The sequence below is a fragment of the Maritimibacter sp. 55A14 genome (genome assembly GCF_003122205.1).
In the GTDB taxonomy this organism is placed as follows: Bacteria; Pseudomonadota; Alphaproteobacteria; order Rhodobacterales; family Rhodobacteraceae; genus QEYE01.
This window is the reverse complement of record NZ_QEYE01000003.1, coordinates 22518-41369: the sequence shown is the minus strand read 5'-3', so window position 1 is coordinate 41369 and position 18852 is coordinate 22518. Positions and strand designations below refer to the sequence as shown.

Here is an 18852-nt window from a genome sequence, read left to right as displayed (position 1 = left end):
CGCCCCGCGCTCAGTTCCAGCAGGAGACCAGAACCGTGATGTGGCTGGCGAGCACCGTCAGGTCCTCCGGCGCCATGCTGGTCTGAGGCTCGGCGGTTTTCACCTCGATTCCGTTCTCGCGCAGCAGGTCCGCAATCGGTTCGGCGGCGGAGGCAAAGCGCACATCCTCGGGCAGTTGCTTGCCGTCGCCTTCGTCGCGCGGCATCAGCAGCCCGACCACGGCACCGCCCGTGTCGAGCACCGGCCCGCCTGTGTCGCCGGGCTGGGCAAGGACCGCCAGGCGGCGCATGTTCGGCTCGCCCGAGAGGCCCTGAATATCGGCCAGCGTGCCGAAGGTCAGCGTCGGCGCGCCCAGAAGCCCCGCGTAGGAATAGCCGGCGACCGCGATCTCCGAGCGCAGGCGCGGCGTGCCGGGGGTGAAGGCCGCGTGCCCCATCGGCGCGAGCCCAGATTTCGGCCGCAGAACCGCGATGCCCAGTTCCGCATCGCTCAGCGCAAGCTCGGCCTCGTAGGCGTTGTCGATGGTGATCCGGCCGCATTGCCGCGCCGCGTCAAGCGAGGTGAGCACCGTGCCGCGGTCGTCCACGTAGAAGCCCGAGCGCGCGCGTTCGGGTTTGCGGATCTCCAGCCCGGCCATCAGATCGACACTCTGCGTTGCAACCTCGACCCCGCGCGCGTCGTCCAGAACCTGCCCCGGGATCGCGGTGAAGCTTTCGCGCATGATCTCGCTCACCCGCTCCATGGTGGTGTCCATGCCGCGCGGCCAGATCAGCGTGAAACCCTTGACCGCGCCGTCCACCAGCCGCGCATGGGTGTAGGAGGCGATCTCGTCATTGCGCCCGGTCAGCAGGAAACTGTCGCGGTCCTTGTGGCGCGGCCCTTCCAGCGGGACGATTTCCAGCGTCTGCATGATTTCGTAGAGACCGTGGAGCGTGGCGCGGTTGCCCTCCTGGCTTATGAGAGCCACGCGCACCCCGCCCTGCGTTTTCGGCTCGTAGTGGGCAAAAGGCGCCTCGTAGCGGTCGAAGGCCACGAGCGCGGTCGGCATGCGGATCTCGATCCCGGCAGCCTCGTCGCGGATATCGGCCATGCCGAGGCGCGCGATCACTCTGGTGTAATTCTCCATCAGTTCCGCCCGCTGCCGTGTCGTCAGGATGCCGGTGGGCTCATGCCGGTTGGCTTCCTGCCAGGCGGCCATCGAGCGCCGTGTGCCGGGCCCGAACGCGCCGTCGATCCCGGCTGAGTAAAAGCCGAACCATTGCAGCGCGCGCTGCAGGTCGCGCCGTTCCTCCGCTGAAAGCCGGCGTTCGTTCGCGCGCGCCTCGCGCGGGGTTTCGTCGGGCAGCGCGGCGGGGGCCGTGTCCTCAACGGTCGCTGCGGGCACTTCCGGAGCTTCCTCCGTGACTTCGGCGGCCTGGTCGGCCGCGGTGGTGCCCGCCTGGGCGTCCATCGGCCAGAACTGGCGGCGATATTGCCCGCCATCCACCACGTAGCTGTCGCCGGGCACCGCGCCGCTGCGGCGCAGGAACTGCAGCTCGTCCTCGGCCTGCGGCGCGCTCAGCGGGCCGATGGCGATAGCGTACCAGCCGGTCGTCATGCGGAAGGCGTGGATGCGGTCGAGCTCGGTGGCGTAGATGCGGGCGCGCTCGCGCGCGGTGCGCAGGTCGGGATGGGCCTCGACCTGGATCCAGGCGGTGTCCTGTGCCGCTGCCCGGTCGGGCAGGGCGGCGCACAAGTACAGAACGGAACAAAGAACGGACAGGACAAAATTCTTCATGGACTCCTCGGGGAAATGCGACATCACGGTTTCGGCCAGAACGTAGCAGAGCCCGCGGCCTTTGCACGCCAAGAATTGCCGCGGCGCAATTGACCGCCCTGCCAGTGTTGCCTATTGAGAACGCGCATTCCGCCCCCGGAGGACAGGCAAGGCAATGGGCCAGACGCACCGTGACAGACCCCGCAGTTTCCAGGAGGTGATCCTGCGCCTTCAGGCCTATTGGGGTGCGCAGGGCTGCGCCGTGCTGCAACCCTATGACATGGAGGTGGGCGCGGGCACCTTCCACCCCGCGACGACGCTGCGTTCGCTGGGCTCGAAGCCCTGGGCGGCGGCCTATGTGCAGCCCTCGCGGCGGCCCACCGACGGGCGCTATGGCGAGAACCCGAACCGGCTTCAGCACTACTACCAGTATCAGGTGCTCATCAAACCCAGCCCGCCCGACCTGCAGGATCTGTATCTGGGTTCGCTGGAAGCCATCGGCATCGACATGGGGCTCCATGACATCCGCTTCGTGGAAGACGACTGGGAGAGCCCGACGCTCGGCGCCTGGGGGCTGGGCTGGGAGGTCTGGTGCGACGGCATGGAGGTCAGCCAGTTCACCTATTTCCAGCAGGTCGGCGGGCATGACTGCCACCCTGTCTCGGGTGAGTTGACCTATGGGCTGGAGCGTTTGGCCATGTATGTTCTGGGCATCGACCACGTGATGGAGATGCCCTTCAACGCCCCCGAAGCGCGCATCCCGCTCAGATACGGCGACGTGTTCCGCCAGACCGAGGAGGAATACTCGCGCTGGAATTTCGACGTGGCCGACACCGAGGTGCTGCTGCGCCATTTCGAGGAGGCCGAGGCCGAATGCGCCCGCATCCTCGACGTGCCGGCCGACGACCCCAAGACAGGGCGGCGCATCGTGATGGCGCATCCCGCTTATGACCAGTGCATCAAGGCGTCGCATATCTTCAACCTGCTGGACGCGCGCGGGGTGATTTCTGTCACCGAGCGGCAGGCCTATATCGGCCGTGTGCGGGCGCTGGCGAAACTCTGCGCGGACGCCTTCGTGCAGACCGAAGCCGGGGGCGCGCCTTCGTGAGCGGGCGCTGGATCGTCATCATGCTATTGGGATTTACGGCCGTCTTCGGCGCGGCGCTGTGGTACTTCCAGACCCAGGCCTATTACACCGAGGTCGCTGCCAGCGAAGTGGAGATCCGGATTACCCGCGTCGGCGGCGGGGAGACGCACCCGCTGGCGGCCGACGGGCTGCGCGCCATCGACGCCGAGACCAGCCCGTTGAAATTCCGCGCCTGTTTCACCACGCCCGCCAGCCTGGCGATGCTGACCGAGACCTACGAGATCTACGACGCCGCCTCGCCGCTGACCGCGCCCGGATGGTTCGAGTGTTTCGATGCCGCGGCCATCGGGCGGGCGCTGGAGACGGGCGAGGCGATCGCCTTCATGGGCGAGCGCGACGTGGCCGAGGGCGCGCACCGGATCATCGCGGTATTCGATGACGGGCGGGCCTATGCCTGGCATCAGCTTACCGAAGAATACGCGGAGCAGTAACGACATGCCCGATCTCCTGCTGGAGCTTTTCTCGGAAGAAATTCCCGCGCGCATGCAGAAACGCGCCTGCGACGACCTTAAGGCGCGCGTCACCGATGGGCTGGTGGAGGCCGGGCTGACCTATGCCGATGCGGCCGCCTTCGCCACGCCGCGGCGCCTGGCGCTGGCGGTGCACGGGCTGACGGCGGGCAGCCCGACGCTGCGCGAGGAACGCAAGGGCCCGCGCGTGGACGCGCCCGAAAAGGCGCTGGAGGGGTTCCTGCGTTCCACCGGGCTGACGCGCGATCAGCTGGAGGCGCGCGACGACAAGAAGGGCCGGGTCTGGTTCGCGGTGGTCGAGACGCCCGGCCGCCCCGCGGCGCAGATCGTGGCCGAAGTGGTGGAGCGCGTGATCCGCAGCTTCCCCTGGCCCAAGTCGATGCGCTGGGGCGCGGGATCCTTGCGCTGGGTGCGGCCCTTGCATTCGATCCTCTGCATCCTGTCGGACGAGAGCGGTGCGAGCGTGGTCGATCTCGATATAGACGGCATTCGCGCGGGCGATACCACGCGCGGCCACCGCTTCATGGCGCCAGAGCCTTTCTCCGTAACCTCCTTCGAGGATTACGAGGCGAAGCTCAGGCGCACGAAGGTGATCCTCAACGCCGAGGAACGTGCCGACCATATCTGGATCGAGGCGCATAACGCGGCCTTCGCGCAGGGGCTGGAGATCGTCGAGGACAAGGGCCTGCTGGCCGAGGTGGCGGGGCTCGTGGAATGGCCGGTGGTGCTCATGGGCGAGATCGGCGAGGCGTTCCTGGACCTGCCGCCGGAGGTCTTGCAGACCTCGATGCGCGAGCACCAGAAATTCTTCTCGGTCCGCGACCCGAAGGCCGGGCAGATCGTGAAATTCGTGACCGTCGCCAACCGCGAGACGGCGGATGACGGCGCGACGATCCTGGCCGGGAACGGGCGTGTGCTGGCGGCGCGGCTGGGGGACGCGAAATTCTTCTGGGAAAACGACCTGCGCGTGGTGCGCGAGCGCGGGCTGAGCGGCATGGCCGAAGGGCTGGCCGCTGTCACGTTCCATTCCAAGTTGGGCTCGCAGGCCGACCGGGTAGCCCGCATCACCGCGCTGGCCCGCGAGATCGCGCCGCTGGTCGGCGCCAAGCCCGACCTGGCGGCCGAAGCAGCCGGGATCGCCAAGGCCGACCTGGTTTCGGAAATGGTCTATGAGTTCCCGGAATTGCAGGGGATCATGGGGCGGTACTATGCGCAGGCGGCGGGCCATGACGACGGCGTGCCTGAGGCCTGCGAGGAACATTACAAGCCGCTGGGGCCGGGCGACAGCGTGCCCACAGCCCCCGTCTCCGTCGCCGTGGCGCTCGCCGACAAGATCGACATGTTGACCGGGTTCTGGGTGATTGACGAGAAGCCGACGGGGTCGAAAGACCCCTACGCGCTGCGCCGGGCGGCCTTGGGGGTTATTCGGTTGGTGTTGGGAAACGATCTGTCGCTTAAACTCGGAAGTATCTGTGAATCAGCGTTCTTAGCGCTGCTTCAAACCTACTTCGATAAGGGAGTTTTACTTGCAGATGTTCCCACTGGGCAATCCTACAAGGGCGAAGACGGCAAGCCAGTGCCACAAACTCTGACGGAAAAAATGGAAAGCTTCGACAGAATTTACAGTCTTCCAGTAGGCAGCACGCTGTTTGTTAACACGATTGGAACGACTGTAGAGCTAGGCAAGGCTGGCAGCGGTTCGCATGTGTTTTCTCTGGCGGACCAACGCCACGTGAAAACCGACCTCCTCGCCTTCCTCCACGACCGCCTCAAGGTCCATCTGCGCGACGAGGGCATCCGGCATGACGTGATCGACGCCGTTCTGGCCATGCCGGGCTCCGACGATCTCACCCTCGTCGTCAAGCGCGCCGAGGCGCTCTCGGCCTTCCTGAAGACCGACGATGGCGAGAACCTGTTGCAGGGCTTCAAGCGCGCCAACAACATCCTGACCCAGGCCGAGGAACAGGACGGCGTGGAATATTCCTTCGGGCCGGAGCCGAAACTGGCCGAGGACGCGACTGAAAAGGCGCTCTTCGCGGCGCTCGACCGGGCGGAGGCCGAGATCGCGCCGGCCATGCAGACCGAGGATTTCGCCGCCGCCATGTCCGCCATGGCCGGGCTGCGCGCACCCATCGACGCCTTCTTCGAGGCGGTGCAGATCAACACCGACAACCAGATTGTCCGGCGCAACCGGCTGAACCTTTTGCACCGCATCCGCGCGACCTGCCTGGAAGTGGCTGACCTCACGCGTATCTCGGGCTGATACGCGCGGACTTGCCTAAGGTAAAAGCGCTGCTATGCTGCGGCTGCACAATCCCGAGGCGTCCGTGGAAAATCAGCCGGAATTTCAAAAGCTTCACGCAGAGGCCTATCTGCCGGTCCCGGCCTACGGGAACCGGGCGCGCTGCCTGGTGCGCCTGCTGCGGCTCGAAATGCCGGTGCCCGCCGCGGTGGCGCTGTCATTTGCCACGGTGCGCGGCATCGCGGCGGGGCACATGCCCGATGTCGCGGCGATTCTGTCGGAATTCGGCGCGGATCCGGTCGTTTCGGTCCGTTCCAGCCCCGAAAACCCCGATTGGGGCGGGCCGGGCACGATCCTCAATATCGGGCTCAACGACCTTCAGCACGCGCGGCTCGCCAATCTGCTGGGCGACGATGCGGCCTCGTCGATCTACGGGCGTTTCGTGCAGTCCTACGCGATCCACGTCGCGCGGCTCGACCCGGAGATGTTCGAGCCCCGCGCCGAGGACGGGCTGAGCGCCGGGGATACGCTGCGCCGCGCGCTCGACCTCTACGAGGACGAGATGGACGAGCCCTTCCCGCAAGAGCCGGCGGACCAGCTTGCCCAGGTGCTCAAGTCGATGGCGCGCGCCTGGGAAGGCACCACGGCGCATATCCTGCGCCAGGCCAAGGGCGCGCCCGCCGATGCCGGGCTGGGGCTGATCGTGCAACGTATGGCGCTGGGGCTGGGGCCGGGCGAATGCGGCGCGGGGGTGATGCAATGCGTCTCGTCGACGACCGGCGCGCCGCGGATCACCGGGCGCTACCGCAGTCAGGCGCAGGGACGCGAGGCGCTGCATGGCGAAAACGGCGCGTTCTTCCTGACCAAGGACCCGCGCGGCCCCTCGCTGGAGGAGATATGCCCGGACGCCTTCGCCGACCTGAAACGCTATGCCACCGCGGCCCGGCGCGGGCTGCGCGACGAATTGCAGGTGGAGTTCACCATCGAGGGCGGCGAGGCCTGGATTCTCGACGCCGCCTCGGTGCCGCGCAGCAGCCGGGCCGCCGTTCGGATCGCCGTCGATCTGGCCAATGACGGGATCATCCCGCATGAGGAGGCGCTGCTCAGGGTAGAGCCGCGCGCGCTGACCGAACTGATGCACCCGCAGGTGGACCCCGACGCGGTGCGCGACGTGCTGGCGCGCGGGATCGCCGCCAGCCCCGGCGCGGCCACCGGGCGCATCGTGCTGACGTCGGACGCCGCGCAGGCTTCGGCGTCACGGGGCGAGCCCTGCATCCTGGTGCGCCATGAGACAAGCCCCGAGGACGTGCGCGGCATGCACGCGGCCAGCGGCGTGCTGACCGAACGCGGCGGCGCGACCAGCCATGCCGCGGTGATCGCGCGCGGCATCGGCGTGCCCTGCGTCGTCGGCGCGACGGACCTGCGGCTCGATACGCGCAAGCGCAAGCTGGTGGCCCGCGACGGGCGGGTCTTCCGCGAGGGCGACGTGATCACCCTGGATGGATCGGCGGGCGAGGTTCTGGCCGGCGAAGTGCCCACGGTGGAGGCCACGGTGGACGACGCGCTGGCCAGCCTGATGGACTGGGCGGACGAGGCGCGCGACATCTCGGTCCGGGCCAATGCCGACACGCCGGCGGAGGCGCGTGTCGCGCGGTCCTTCAAGGCCGAGGGCATCGGTCTCTGCCGGACCGAGCACATGTTCTTCGAGGAAGACCGCCTGACGGTGATGCGCGAGATGATCTTCGCCGACGACACCGAGGACCGGCGCGCCGCGCTCGACCGGCTGCTGCCCATGCAGCGCGCGGATTTCGTGGAGCTCTTCGAAATCATGCAGGGGCAGCCGGTCTGCATCCGGCTCTTCGATCCGCCGCTGCACGAGTTCCTGCCCAACGACCGCGACGCGATGCGCGACCTGGCCGAGGCGATGGACCTGCCGCTCAGCCAGGTCATCGCCCGGATCGAGGATCTGCAGGAGTTCAACCCGATGCTGGGAATGCGCGGCGTGCGGCTTGGCATCACCGTGCCGGAAATCTACGAGATGCAGGCGCGCGCCATCTTCGAGGCCACGGTGGAGGCCAGCCGCAACGGCGATCCGGTGGTGCCCGAGGTCATGGTGCCGCTGGTGTCGGCACGTCGCGAGGTCGAACTGGTGCGCAACCGCGTCGATGCCGTCGCCGCCGCGGTGCGCAACGAATCCGGCGCCCGTTTCGCCTACAAGCTGGGCGTGATGGTCGAGACGCCGCGCGCCGCGCTGCGCGCCGGCGACATCGCCGGCGTGTCTGATTTCCTGAGCTTCGGAACAAACGACCTGACGCAGATGACCTATGGCCTGTCGCGCGACGACGCCGGACGGTTCATGAGTACTTATGTCAATCTTGGGGTTTTCCCCGAAGACCCGTTCCACACGCTCGATCCCGACGGTGTGGGGGAGCTTCTACTGATCGGCGCCGAGCGCGGACGGGCAGCCGAATCAGGTCTCAACCTGTCGATCTGCGGCGAGCATGCGGGCTCTGCCGAGAGTATAGCATTTTGTCGCAGGGCCGGATTCGACTATGTTTCCTGCTCGCCCTTCCGGGTTCCGGTGGCCCGGCTGGCCGCCGCGCAGATCGCCGTGCGCGAGCGCGCGGAATCGCGGCAAGATGATGGCAAAACAACGATCTAGCGTTCCTGTCACTCGAGTCGCGGGAAAAGCGCCGTCTTCCATGTGATGACGCAAAAAGAGGCATTGTTGCCCGTTTGCAACGCAAACGCGGATGGCGGCCCGCCTCACTAGGTTAGAGCGTTTCAAAGATTTAGATTCCGTCCGGCTACGAAGGGCTGTTGCAAACTGGGGCTTCGCAGAAAGATGAGACACGGCAAGTTTATTGCCGGCGTGTTCGCCGGTCTGTTCGCTGTTGCCCAGACCGGCGCGGCGGATGTCTTCAAGAGTACGTCTGTAAAACCGGACGATCCGGTCAACGCGCAGGTCTCCCGGATGCTCGGCGCCGAAGCCGCCGCCTTTCGCGGCCTCTCTTCCGAACGTCTCGCCCGCATCGCCACGCCCGTGGACGAGCGCACAAATGCCCGCAGCGTTCTTGGCAATTTCCTGCAGCAACGCAGCGCGCCGGATGCGCGAACCTTCAACTATACTCGTGCCGCGCTGGAGGCGGTGCCGCAGGCCAGTGGCGGCAAGCAATGGGCCTGCCTGACGGAGGCGCTCTATTTCGAGGCACGCGGCGAAAGCGTGGCGGGGCAGTTCGCGGTGGCCGAGGTCATCATGAACCGCGTCGATGCGGCTAGCTTTCCCGACACAGTCTGCCGTGTGGTCAATCAGGGCACCGGCAAGCGCTACCAGTGCCAGTTCACGTATACCTGTGACGGATATTCCGAAGTGATCCGCGAGAAGGGCGCCTATGAAAGCGTGGGCAAGGTCGCGCGGCTGGTTCTCGATGGCGTGCCCCGAACGCTCACCGGCGGGGCGACCTATTACCATACCAAGGCCGTGAGCCCGCGATGGGCGCGCCGCTTCACCCGCACGGCGACGATCGGTGTCCATTACTTCTATCGCGATCCGACGCGCGTCTCGCAGAACTGACCGGGCGGAGTCCGCCTTCTTGCCTTTATCTGTCGTGTGCGGCGCTTGTGGCCCTGCCTGCCGTTCTGTAACAGGACGGGGACGTCTGCCGCTGCGGAGGAAGCGATGACAAACGATCTGCGAACGGCTTTCGCGCATCCCGAGGCGCGCGCCGCTGCGACCGGCGGGCCGGTTCCGTTGGATCGCATATCGCTGCGCGACTATGTCGAAGAGGTCGAGATCGGCGCCTTCCAGGCCGAACGCGGCACCACCCAGCGCATCCAGTTCAACGTGGTGGTGGAGGTACGCCCTTCGACCAAGCCGCTGGATGACGACGTCGACCGGGTGATGTCCTATGACACCATCACCGAGGCGATCCAGCACGAGCTGGCGGCGGAGCGGCTGAACCTTCTCGAAACCCTGGCCGAGCGTACCGCGGACCGCATCCTGATGGATGCGCGGGCCGAGCGGGTCTTCGTGCGGATCGAGAAGCTCGACCGGGAGCCCGGCGCGCTGGGCGTGGAGATCGTGCGCAGCCAGCGCCAGACTCAGCGCGCGGGGCTGCGCAGCGTGCCCGCCACCCAGGCCGAGGCCGATGCCCGCCTGCACCCGATGGTGGTCTATCTGGGCAATGACGCGATCGCCAGCGACCGGCTGGGCGACTGGCTCGACGCGCTGGAGGCGCATCCGCTGCCGGTTATCATCTGCGTCGGACCCGGCGACCAGCCGACGCCGCGCTCGACCAGCGCGCCCACGCAGCGGCGCATCGACCTGCTGGCCATCGAGCAGAATGCCTGGGTTCTGGCGGCGCGGGACGACCGCTGCGTGGTGGTGGAAAGCCGAACCGAACTGGAATGGGCCATGAGCCACGGCCGGATCAGCGTCTGGGCACCGTCGAAACTGGTGCTCGACGCCCGCGACGGGCCGGCGGCGCGCGACCCGGAGGCGCTTGCGCAATGGTTCGCGCATGGCTTCGACGCCCGCCGCATGGTCTTCCTGGGCGCGGCGAACGTGCCGCGTGACAAGGATATTCCCACCGTGGCGCCGGCACTCGACGATCCCGGCGCGCTCTGAACGGCAGGGCATGGGTCTTTTCGCCGTCCGATGACCGGCAAGGCCCCGCACCGCCATCACATGACAGGGGGTTCCAGAATGTCGAAAACCTATCACCGCCCGCTCGCCCAATGCGGCCCGGACCGGCCCAGAAGCGCCCTGTCGCTGGCCGGCGGCTGGGCCTGGTTCACCCATGTGGAACGCATCGTGCGCGGCGGCCCGCGCGAGGTCGTGCCGGTGCGCGAGCTTTCACTGTCGCTGCGCCAGCGCCTGACGACGCCGCGCCTGCCGCTGGCCGGGCTGGCGCTGGACCGGCCGCGCCTGATGGGCGTGCTGAACGTGACGCCCGACAGCTTCTCCGACGGTGGCGCGTTCTCCGACACGGAAACCGCCATCGCGCACGGCCGGAAGTTGCTGGCGGCGGGGGCGGATATCCTCGATATCGGGGGCGAGTCGACCCGCCCCGGCGCTGCGGAGGTGCCCGGCCCCGAGGAGATCGCGCGCACCGCGCCGGTAATCGAAGCGATCCGCGAGGCCGACCCGGACGCGCTTCTCTCCATCGACACGCGCAAGGCGGACGTGGCGGAGGCCGCCCTGGGCGCGGGGGCGGTGATGCTCAACGACGTCTCGGCGATGACCTATGATCCGCGTATGGCGGAGGTTGCTGCGGTCCACGAGGGGCCGCTCTGCCTGATGCATGCACAGGGCGACCCGGCGACGATGCAGAAAAGCCCGCGCTATGACGACGTGCTGCTCGATGTCTACGACTTCCTGGAGGCCCGCGTCGCCGCTGCGGAGGCCGCGGGCGTCCCGCGAGCGCGTCTGGTCGTCGATCCGGGCATCGGCTTCGGCAAGACGCTGGAGCACAATCTGGCCCTGATCCGCGGCATCGGCCTTTTCCACATGCTGGGCTGTGCGCTGCTGCTGGGCGTGTCGCGCAAGCGGTTCATCGGCACGATCGGGGGTGAGCCGGACGCCGCACGCCGGGCGCCTGGCTCCATCGCCGTGGCGCTGGAGGCGATCCGTCAGGGTGTGCAGATCACCCGTGTGCATGATATGGCTGAGACGCGGCAGGCGGTTGCGCTCTGGCAGGCGGTCAACGCGATTGAGTGAGGATTTCGGGCGATGCGGGAGCTTTTCGGGACGGACGGGGTGCGCGGGCGGGCCAATACCCACCCGATGACAGCGGAGGTCGCGCTGCGGCTTGGGGCCGCGGCGGGCCGCTTTTTCCGCCGCGACGGCAACGACCACCGGGTGGTAATTGGCAAGGACACGCGGCGCTCCGGCTACATGCTGGAAAACGCGCTGACTGCCGGGCTGACCTCGACGGGCATGAATGTCTTCCTGCTGGGGCCGGTGCCGACCCCCGCGGTGGGCTACCTGACCCGGTCGATGCGGGCCGATCTGGGGGTGATGATCTCGGCCTCCCACAACCCGCATCACGACAACGGGATCAAGTTCTTCGGACCCGACGGCTTCAAGCTCTCCGACGAGGCGGAGGCCGAGATCGAGGATATCCTGAACGGCGATATCCGGCTAAGCCTGCCGGAAAACATCGGCAGCGCGCGGCGTATCGACGACGGGCGGGGCCGCTATGTGGAATTCGCCAAGACGACCTTTCCGCGCCAGTTGCGGCTCGACGGGCTGAAGGTGGTGATCGACTGCGCGCATGGCGCGGCCTACCGCACCGCGCCCGAGGTGCTGTGGGAACTGGGCGCCGATCTGGTGCCGCTGGGGGTGGAACCCAACGGGATCAACATCAATGATGGCTGCGGCTCCACACATACCGAACTGGCGGCGCGGACCATCCGCGAAACCGGCGCGGATATGGGCATCTGCCTGGACGGCGACGCTGACCGGGTGATGATCCTCGACGAAACGGGGGCGGTGGCCGACGGCGACCAGATCATGGCGCTTTTCGCCGACCGCTGGGCGGCGGAGGAGCGGCTCGCCGGGCGCACGCTCGTTGCCACGGTGATGTCCAACCTTGGGCTGGAGCGGTATCTGGCCGAACGCGATATCGCGCTGCATCGCGCCGCGGTGGGCGATCGCTACGTGGTCGATGCGATGCGCGAGGGCGGCTTCAACCTGGGCGGCGAACAGTCGGGCCATATCGTGATGACCGATTACACCACCACCGGCGACGGGCTGGTGGCCGGGTTGCAGTTCCTGGCCGAGATGGTGCGCACCGACCAGCCGGCCAGTGCGCTCATGCGTCAGTTCGAGCCCTGTCCGCAGCAGCTCCGCAATGTCCGCTATGCGCCCGGCGCCGATCCGCTGGGCAGTGCGGCGGTGCAGAGCGCCATCGCCGAGGGCGAGGCGCGGCTGGCCGCCGGCGGCCGGCTGCTGATCCGCAAATCGGGCACCGAGCCGCTGATCCGGGTGATGGGCGAGTGCGAGGACGAGGCGCTTCTGGCCGCGGTGATCGACGAGATCGTGGCCCGCGTCGAGGCCGCCGCCAGCGCCCCGGCCTGATCATCAATCCGTGAGATCTCCTGCACGCTCTGGAAGCTGCGCCGCAGCCCGGCAATGCTGCGCGCGCAAAGCCCGGTGCAGGAGTCTCGTGAGATGCAGAAGTTTTCCCCGCAGGACGGGCTCGACGGCATGGCGCTTCTGGTGCTGCGCCTCGGGCTGGGATGGTTCATTTTCGTCTGGGCGGTCAACAAGGTTCTGACGCCGGGCCAGTATCAGCAACTTGTGCGCCATTTTGACGGCGTGGAGATCGCGACCTGGCAGGTCATCGCGGTCGCGGCGGTGCAGATCGCGCTTTGCCTGGCGGTCTTCGTGGGGATCGGGCGGGTCTTCTCCTACAGCGCGCTGATGCTGATGCATCTCTTCACCATCATGCGCCGATGGGAACAGTTCCTCGACCCGTTCGAAATCAATGACAACGGCTTCCCGGTCAACCGCAACGTGGTCATCGACCTGGCGGTGTTGGCGGGCATGATCGCGCTGATCCTGATGATCCGGCGCGACCATTTCTCGCTCGGCGGGTGGCTGGCGCGGCACATGGGCCACTGGCGTTTCTGGATGTAGCTGCGTGGGCCTCAGCCCAGGGCGCGGCGCAGGCTGGTCCACTGGCTCAGCACCAGTCCCGCAAGGATCAGGCCCAGCGCGGCAAAGAACTGCGGCGGCAGGGTCTCGGACAGCACCAGCGCGCCGAAGATCAGCGACCAGACCGGAACCTGGTAATTCACAAGGCTCAGGAAACTGGGCCCGGCGGAGCGGATCACCCGCACGAGCATCAACGTCGCCAGCGCGGTGGGCCCAAGTCCCAGGTAGATCACCGCCGCGAGCGCTGAAGACGGTACCGCACCCGGCACGCCCTCCTGCCATAGCGCCATCGGCACAAGCAGGGCGGAGGCCACGCTCAGAGCCGCCGCGCCGAAGGCGATCTGGCTGACCGGCGGACAGAGCCGCGTGATGATCGAGCCGATCGCATAGCAGGCGGCGGCTCCCAGGCAGGCCAGCCGCGCAATCGCCTGCGTGCCGCCTTCCGCGGGATCGAGAAGCGCGCCGGGCCCGATCAGCAGCACCACGCCGCAAAAGCCGATCACGAAGCCCAGCCCCTTGCGCAGCGTCATCCGCTCGCCCGGTACAAGGAGATGCGCGAGCGGCAGCACCAGAAGCGGCACTGCCGACATGGTGATCCCGGCAAAGCCCGAGGCCACGTGCTGCTGGCCCCAGCCGAGCAGGAAGAAGGGCAAGGCGTTGGAAAAAAGCCCCATCCCCGCGCAGTGGAGCCAGACCTTGCGGCCCTCGCGCGTACCCGGCGCGGGCAGGCGGCGCCCGGTGGCGGCGACCACGCCCAGCAGGACAACGGCCGCCAGGCTCACCCGGATCGCCGCGATGGTGAAGGGGCCGAAGCCGCCGAGCCCCACCGAGACCGCCATGAACGAGGCACCCCAGATCACCCCGAGCGCCGCGATGAGCGCCCAGTTGGTCAGGCCGGGTCCGGGCGTGTCGGCGGCGTGCATGGTCCCATCCTTCGGGCAGGGGCGGGGCGGCGCGGCGACCGCCCCGCCGCCGCGTCAGTTCTTGGACTGGTCCACCAGCTTGCCGGCGGAAATCCAGGGCATCATGGCGCGCAGCTTCTCGCCCACCTGCTCGATCTGGTGTTCGTCGTTGATCCTGCGGGTGGCCTTGAAGAAGGGCTGGCCGACAGCGTTCTCCTGCATGAAGTCGCGCACGAACTTGCCGGTCTGGATGTCGTCCAGGATGGCCTTCATCCGCGCCTTGGTCTCGGCGTAGGGCAAAACGCGCGGCCCGCTGACATACTCGCCATATTCCGCGGTGTTGGAGATCGAGTAGTTCATGTTCGCGATGCCGCCCTCATAGATCAGGTCGACGATCAGCTTCACCTCGTGCAGGCACTCGAAATAGGCCATCTCGGGTTCGTAGCCGGCCTCCACCAGGGTCTCGAAGCCCATGCGGATCAGCTCCACCAGGCCGCCGCAGAGTACCGCCTGCTCGCCGAAAAGGTCGGTTTCGCATTCCTGGCGGAAATTTGTCTCGATGATGCCCGAGCGTCCGCCGCCGATCGCCGCGCAATAGCTGAGCCCGAGATCCATCGCCTTGCCGGAGGCGTCGGTATCGACCGCCACCAGGCACGGTACGCCGCCACCCTTGACGAATTCACCGCGCACCGTGTGGCCGGGGCCCTTGGGCGCCATCATGATGACATCCACGCCCGCCTTGGGCTCGATCAGGTTGAAATGCACGTTCAGCCCGTGCGCAAAGGCGATCGCCGCGCCTTCGCGGATATTGTCATGGACATGCTTGCGGTAGGTCTCGGCCTGCAGTTCATCGGGCATGGTGAACATCATCAGGTCGCACCAGGCGGCCGCTTCGGCGATGCCCATCACCTTCAGCCCTTCGGCTTCGGCCTTGGCGGCCGAGGGCGAGCCCTCGCGCAGCGCCACGACGAGGTTCTTGGCGCCGCTGTCGCGCAGGTTCAGCGCATGCGCATGGCCCTGGCTGCCATAGCCCAGGATCGCCACCTTCTTGTCCTTGATCAGATTGATGTCGCAATCGCGGTCATAGTAAACGCGCATCGGAATCTCCTCTTGTTGCGGTTCGGATTGGCCGCGAGCCTACGCTTGCGCCATGCCGGAAGCTTTTCGAAATTTCGAATGACTGGCAAATATGTTTAATTGTCATTCGCAAAAGAAAAGTATAGTGAAAAAATCATGCAAAGCATCGACGATACCGACCGGCGCATCCTGCGCCAGTACCAGGCCCAGCCGGCGCTTTCCACAGCCGAACTGGCGGCGCGGGCGGGGGTGACGCAAGCGACCTGCTGGCGGCGGCTGGAACGGCTGGAACGGGCCGGGGTGATTGTCGGGGTGGAGGCGGTGATCGACTGGCGCGCGCTGGATTACGCGGTGGAGGTCTCGCTGCGGGTGACGCTCGACAAGACCGTGCGTGGCGCCTTCGACGCCTTCCTCGCCGCGGCGCGCGAACTGCCCGAGGTCAGCGAGATCCAGACCTTCCTGGGCCGCACCGATGTCCGCCTCAACGTGCTGGCCCGCGACATGGCCCATTACCAGGAGATTTACCGCGACCGCATCCTGGCGCTGCCGCATATGGCCGATATCGAGGCGCTGATGCTGGTCGCCAACGTGCACGAGACCGAGGCGCTGCCGCTGTGACCGATCTCGACGCCATCGACCGCAAGCTCCTGCGGGCGCTCGCGCAGGACGCACGGCAGAGCGCGGGCGCGTTGGGCCGGCAGTTGGGCCTGTCGCAGCCCGCCGCCTGGCGCCGCATCCGCCGGCTGGAGGAGGCCGGCATCCTGCGCGGCCGCCGGTTGCGGCTCGACCACGCCGCGCTGGGCTTCGGCGTCACCGTGTTCCTCGGCGTCAAACTCGCCACCAAGGGCCGTGTGAGCCTCGAGGATTTCGAACGTGCGGTCACTGCCATTCCCGAAGTGCAGCTCGTCCAGCATGTGTTGGGGCTCTTCGACTACCGGCTGCGGGTCGTGGCCCGCGACCTGCCCGATTTCGAACGCGTCCTGCGCCGCCGGATCATGACCCTGCCGGGGGTCGGCGAGGTGGAGGCCAACGTGCTCTTGAGCGAAGAACGCCGCCCTGGGCCGCTGGGCTGAACGGTATGCCGAAATAGGCTTTGGCACCGACGCCGGGCTGCGCTAGGGCTTTGGGCGAACTGAACGGAGGAATCGCCCATGTCCGCCCTGCATCCCCAGATCGACCCCGACGGCCTGCTGGAGTTCTCCGTGGTCTTCACCGACCGCTCGCTCAACCACATGAGCCGCGCGTTCCAGCAGGTGATGCGCGACATTTCAGCCATGCTGCGCGAGGTCTATAATGCCGACGCGGTGGCGCTGGTACCCGGCGGCGGCACCTATGCGATGGAGGCCGTGGCGCGGCAATTCGCGACCGGGGCCAAGGTGCTGGTGATCCGCAACGGCTGGTTCTCCTATCGCTGGAGCCAGATATTCGAGATGGGGTCGATCCCGGCGGAAGAGACGGTGCTCAAGGCGCGCCGCGTTGGCAACGGCGCCGACGCGCCCTTCGCTCCCGCGCCTGTCGAGGAGGTGGTCGCGCGCATTCGCGCCGAGGCGCCCGACGTGGTTTTCGCGCCCCATGTGGAAACCTCTTCGGGCATGATCCTGCCGGACGCGTATCTCAAGGCTGTTGCCGAGGCCGTGCATGCGGGGGGCGGGCTCTTCGTGCGCGACTGCATCGCCTCGGGCTGCGCCTGGCTCGACATGAAGGAGATCGGCGTCGATGTGCTGATATCGGCGCCGCAGAAGGGCTGGTCGGCCTCGCCCTCGGCCGGGCTGGTGATGCTGAGCGATGCCGCCCGCGCCCGCGCCGAGGCCGCGAAATCCACCAGTTTCGCCGTCGATCTGGGCAAGTGGCTGTCGATCATGCAGGCCTACGAGGCCGGCGGCCATGCCTATCACGCGACCATGCCCACCGATGCGCTGGCCGCCTTCCGCGATACGATGCGCGAGATGCAGGCGCATGGCTTCGCGCGGCTCGCTGCGGCGCAATGGGACCAGGGCGCGCGGGTGCGCGCCGCGCTGTCCGCGCGCGGCTTCGGCTCGGTGGCGGCCGACGGCTACGGCGCGCCGGGCGTTGTCGTGACCTTCACGGACGATCCCGAGATCCAGTCGGGCCGCGCCTTCGCCGCGCAGGGGCTCCAGATCGCCGCCGGCGTGCCGCTGATGTGCGACGAGGGCCCGGAGTTCCGCAGCTTCCGCCTCGGCCTCTTCGGGCTCGACAAGCTCTGCGATGTCGATGCCAGCCTCGCCCGGCTCGAGGCCGCGCTCGACACGGTTCTCGTCCCGCACTGACGCGCGCATTTGCTCTGGGCAAAATATTCCCGCCGGAGGCATCGGCGGGTGAGGTCCGCGCAGGTGGCCGGGCTCAGCGCGCGCCCAGCCCCGCCTGCATCAGCGTGCGGCGCAGCGGCCGGATGTCGTGCAGCGCCTGCATCCCCAGATGGCGCAGCCGCTGCAGCGCCGGCACGCCGGTGATCGAGCTGCGGTTGAGCGCGTCGATCCCCGCCACGCGCAGCCGGATATCGCTCCAGCGCTTTCGGTGATAGCTCTGAAGCATCTCCGCGTCGCCCAGCCCCTCGTGCCGGGCTGTGGCCAGGTCCAGCAGGCAGGCCATGTCCGCCAGGCTCATGTTGAGCCCCTGCGCTCCGATTGGCGGCACGACATGCGCGGCTTCGGCCACCAGCGCCACCCGCTCCGACCAGAGCCGCGCGGCAAGCTGGCTGATGATCGGCCAGACCGTCACCTGGCTGGCCAGCGTCAAGGGCCCGAAAAGATGGCAGGAACGCTCCGACATCTCGCGTTCCAGGTCGGCCGGGGCCATCGCCGCCAGGTCCAGCGCCCGTGGCCCGGCCTCGAGCCAAACCACCGCAGAATGGGGCAGCCCGTCACGGTCGGGCAGCGGCACCATCGTGAAGGGCCCGCCGGAGCGGTGGATCTCGGTTGAGACATTGCCATGCGGGATCGGGTGGGTGACCGTCAGCGCCAGCGCCTTCTGCCCGTAGCGCGTCGTGTGGACCGGCACCCCCACCGCCTCGCGTACGGGCGAGTTTCGGCCGTCGGCGGCGATCACCAGCCGGCATCGGATGCGCGCCCCGTCCGAGAGCGTCACGCGGGCCTCGCCCTCGCGGGTGAAGACCGAAGCCGTGCCCGTGCCAGGGCGGAAATCGACCCCCGGCATCTCTTCCAGCCGGGCCTGCATCTCGCGCCGCAGCAGCCAATTGGGCAGGTTCCAGCCGAAGGGTTCCTCGGAAATGTCAGCGGCGTCGAAATCGCGCACCGCGCCCTGTTCGGGGGCGCCTTCGCCGGCTTCAACGATCCGCATAACCTGCAGGGCCGCGGCGTGCGGCGCGAGCCGCGACCAGAGCCCGGCCGCCTCCAGCACCTTGCGCGCCGGTTGCAGGAAGGCGGTGGAGCGCAGATCGGCGCCTTCGGCCTCGGCATCTGTCACCGGCGGCGCGGGATCGACGCAGATCACCTGGAACCCGGCCGCGCCGAACGCCGCCGCCGCGGTCATGCCGGCCACGCCCCCGCCCGAGACGAGAATGTCGAAATCTTCCGTTGCTGCGCTCATGCCAAGGCCTCCTCGGCACTGATCCTAGTGC

Annotated in this window: 16 protein-coding genes; 12 read left to right on the top strand and 4 right to left on the bottom strand. The window is 67.7% G+C overall.

Annotated features, from left to right (window positions below; translation table 11 throughout):
• Nucleotides 1-10: 10 nt before the first annotated feature.
• Entirely contained in the window at nt 11-1777 is a 1767-nt protein-coding gene (locus DDZ14_RS03125; RefSeq protein ID WP_109423687.1) for a serine protease, read from the bottom strand.
• Nucleotides 1778-1931: 154 nt separating this feature from the next.
• Between DDZ14_RS03125 and DDZ14_RS03120 the strand changes: the two genes are divergently transcribed.
• From DDZ14_RS03120 to DDZ14_RS03080, 9 genes are all read left to right on the top strand, one after another.
• Complete coding sequence (locus tag DDZ14_RS03120; RefSeq protein WP_109423486.1) at nt 1932-2864, top strand: glycine--tRNA ligase subunit alpha; 933 nt, start codon at nt 1932-1934, stop codon at nt 2862-2864.
• On the top strand, nt 2861-3334 hold the full coding sequence (locus DDZ14_RS03115) for a DUF6446 family protein (RefSeq protein ID WP_233252453.1): 474 nt from the start codon (nt 2861-2863) through the stop codon (nt 3332-3334). Before DDZ14_RS03120 ends, DDZ14_RS03115 begins: the two co-directional genes overlap by 4 nt.
• A gap of 4 nt (nt 3335-3338) precedes the next feature.
• Entirely contained in the window at nt 3339-5636 is a 2298-nt protein-coding gene (gene glyS / locus DDZ14_RS03110) for a glycine--tRNA ligase subunit beta (protein WP_109423485.1), read from the top strand.
• Between the two features lie 34 nt (nt 5637-5670).
• Nucleotides 5671-8277 (top strand): pyruvate, phosphate dikinase, encoded by a 2607-nt coding sequence (gene ppdK / locus DDZ14_RS03105; protein ID WP_109423484.1) that lies wholly within the window; start codon nt 5671-5673, stop codon nt 8275-8277.
• Nucleotides 8278-8460: 183 nt separating this feature from the next.
• Nucleotides 8461-9189 (top strand): cell wall hydrolase, encoded by a 729-nt coding sequence (locus DDZ14_RS03100; RefSeq protein ID WP_199221275.1) that lies wholly within the window; start codon nt 8461-8463, stop codon nt 9187-9189.
• Nucleotides 9190-9294: 105 nt separating this feature from the next.
• Nucleotides 9295-10242 (top strand): dihydroneopterin aldolase, encoded by a 948-nt coding sequence (locus DDZ14_RS03095; RefSeq protein WP_109423483.1) that lies wholly within the window; start codon nt 9295-9297, stop codon nt 10240-10242.
• Nucleotides 10243-10320: 78 nt separating this feature from the next.
• Complete coding sequence (gene folP / locus DDZ14_RS03090) at nt 10321-11334, top strand: dihydropteroate synthase (RefSeq protein WP_109423482.1); 1014 nt, start codon at nt 10321-10323, stop codon at nt 11332-11334.
• A gap of 12 nt (nt 11335-11346) precedes the next feature.
• Entirely contained in the window at nt 11347-12696 is a 1350-nt protein-coding gene (glmM, locus tag DDZ14_RS03085) for a phosphoglucosamine mutase (protein ID WP_109423481.1), read from the top strand.
• A gap of 93 nt (nt 12697-12789) precedes the next feature.
• Complete coding sequence (locus tag DDZ14_RS03080; RefSeq protein ID WP_109423684.1) at nt 12790-13257, top strand: DoxX family membrane protein; 468 nt, start codon at nt 12790-12792, stop codon at nt 13255-13257.
• 11 nt (nt 13258-13268) lie between these two features.
• On the opposite strand, the gene DDZ14_RS03075 is transcribed toward DDZ14_RS03080, so the two are convergent.
• Entirely contained in the window at nt 13269-14198 is a 930-nt protein-coding gene (locus DDZ14_RS03075) for a DMT family transporter (protein WP_109423480.1), read from the bottom strand.
• Between the two features lie 54 nt (nt 14199-14252).
• Nucleotides 14253-15275, bottom strand: a complete 1023-nt coding sequence (gene ilvC / locus DDZ14_RS03070) for a ketol-acid reductoisomerase (protein ID WP_109423479.1) — start codon at nt 15273-15275, stop codon at nt 14253-14255.
• A 135-nt stretch (nt 15276-15410) separates the two neighbouring features.
• On the opposite strand from ilvC, the gene DDZ14_RS03065 reads away from it, so the two are divergent.
• The 3 genes from DDZ14_RS03065 to DDZ14_RS03055 all read left to right on the top strand — a co-directional run bounded on the left by DDZ14_RS03065 (nt 15411) and on the right by DDZ14_RS03055 (nt 17542).
• Nucleotides 15411-15872, top strand: coding sequence for an Lrp/AsnC family transcriptional regulator (locus tag DDZ14_RS03065; protein WP_109423478.1), 462 nt, complete (start codon nt 15411-15413; stop codon nt 15870-15872).
• Nucleotides 15869-16327 (top strand): Lrp/AsnC family transcriptional regulator, encoded by a 459-nt coding sequence (locus DDZ14_RS03060; RefSeq protein WP_109423477.1) that lies wholly within the window; start codon nt 15869-15871, stop codon nt 16325-16327. Before DDZ14_RS03065 ends, DDZ14_RS03060 begins: the two co-directional genes overlap by 4 nt.
• A gap of 78 nt (nt 16328-16405) precedes the next feature.
• Entirely contained in the window at nt 16406-17542 is a 1137-nt protein-coding gene (locus DDZ14_RS03055; RefSeq protein ID WP_109423476.1) for an aminotransferase class V-fold PLP-dependent enzyme, read from the top strand.
• 73 nt (nt 17543-17615) lie between these two features.
• Here DDZ14_RS03055 and DDZ14_RS03050 read toward each other — a convergent pair whose 3' ends face one another.
• Nucleotides 17616-18821 (bottom strand): UbiH/UbiF family hydroxylase, encoded by a 1206-nt coding sequence (locus tag DDZ14_RS03050; protein ID WP_109423475.1) that lies wholly within the window; start codon nt 18819-18821, stop codon nt 17616-17618.
• Nucleotides 18822-18852: the final 31 nt, after the last annotated feature.

Coding starts and splice junctions, on each gene's coding strand:
- DDZ14_RS03125 (WP_109423687.1), bottom strand. CDS start 1,777: ATGAAGAATTTTGTCCTGTCCGTTCTTTGTTCCGTTCTGTACTTGTGC.
- DDZ14_RS03120 (WP_109423486.1), top strand. CDS start 1,932: ATGGGCCAGACGCACCGTGACAGACCCCGCAGTTTCCAGGAGGTGATC.
- glyS (WP_109423485.1), top strand. CDS start 3,339: ATGCCCGATCTCCTGCTGGAGCTTTTCTCGGAAGAAATTCCCGCGCGC.
- ppdK (WP_109423484.1), top strand. CDS start 5,671: ATGCTGCGGCTGCACAATCCCGAGGCGTCCGTGGAAAATCAGCCGGAA.
- DDZ14_RS03100 (WP_199221275.1), top strand. CDS start 8,461: ATGAGACACGGCAAGTTTATTGCCGGCGTGTTCGCCGGTCTGTTCGCT.
- DDZ14_RS03095 (WP_109423483.1), top strand. CDS start 9,295: ATGACAAACGATCTGCGAACGGCTTTCGCGCATCCCGAGGCGCGCGCC.
- folP (WP_109423482.1), top strand. CDS start 10,321: ATGTCGAAAACCTATCACCGCCCGCTCGCCCAATGCGGCCCGGACCGG.
- glmM (WP_109423481.1), top strand. CDS start 11,347: ATGCGGGAGCTTTTCGGGACGGACGGGGTGCGCGGGCGGGCCAATACC.
- DDZ14_RS03080 (WP_109423684.1), top strand. CDS start 12,790: ATGCAGAAGTTTTCCCCGCAGGACGGGCTCGACGGCATGGCGCTTCTG.
- DDZ14_RS03075 (WP_109423480.1), bottom strand. CDS start 14,198: ATGCACGCCGCCGACACGCCCGGACCCGGCCTGACCAACTGGGCGCTC.
- ilvC (WP_109423479.1), bottom strand. CDS start 15,275: ATGCGCGTTTACTATGACCGCGATTGCGACATCAATCTGATCAAGGAC.
- DDZ14_RS03065 (WP_109423478.1), top strand. CDS start 15,411: ATGCAAAGCATCGACGATACCGACCGGCGCATCCTGCGCCAGTACCAG.
- DDZ14_RS03055 (WP_109423476.1), top strand. CDS start 16,406: ATGTCCGCCCTGCATCCCCAGATCGACCCCGACGGCCTGCTGGAGTTC.
- DDZ14_RS03050 (WP_109423475.1), bottom strand. CDS start 18,821: ATGAGCGCAGCAACGGAAGATTTCGACATTCTCGTCTCGGGCGGGGGC.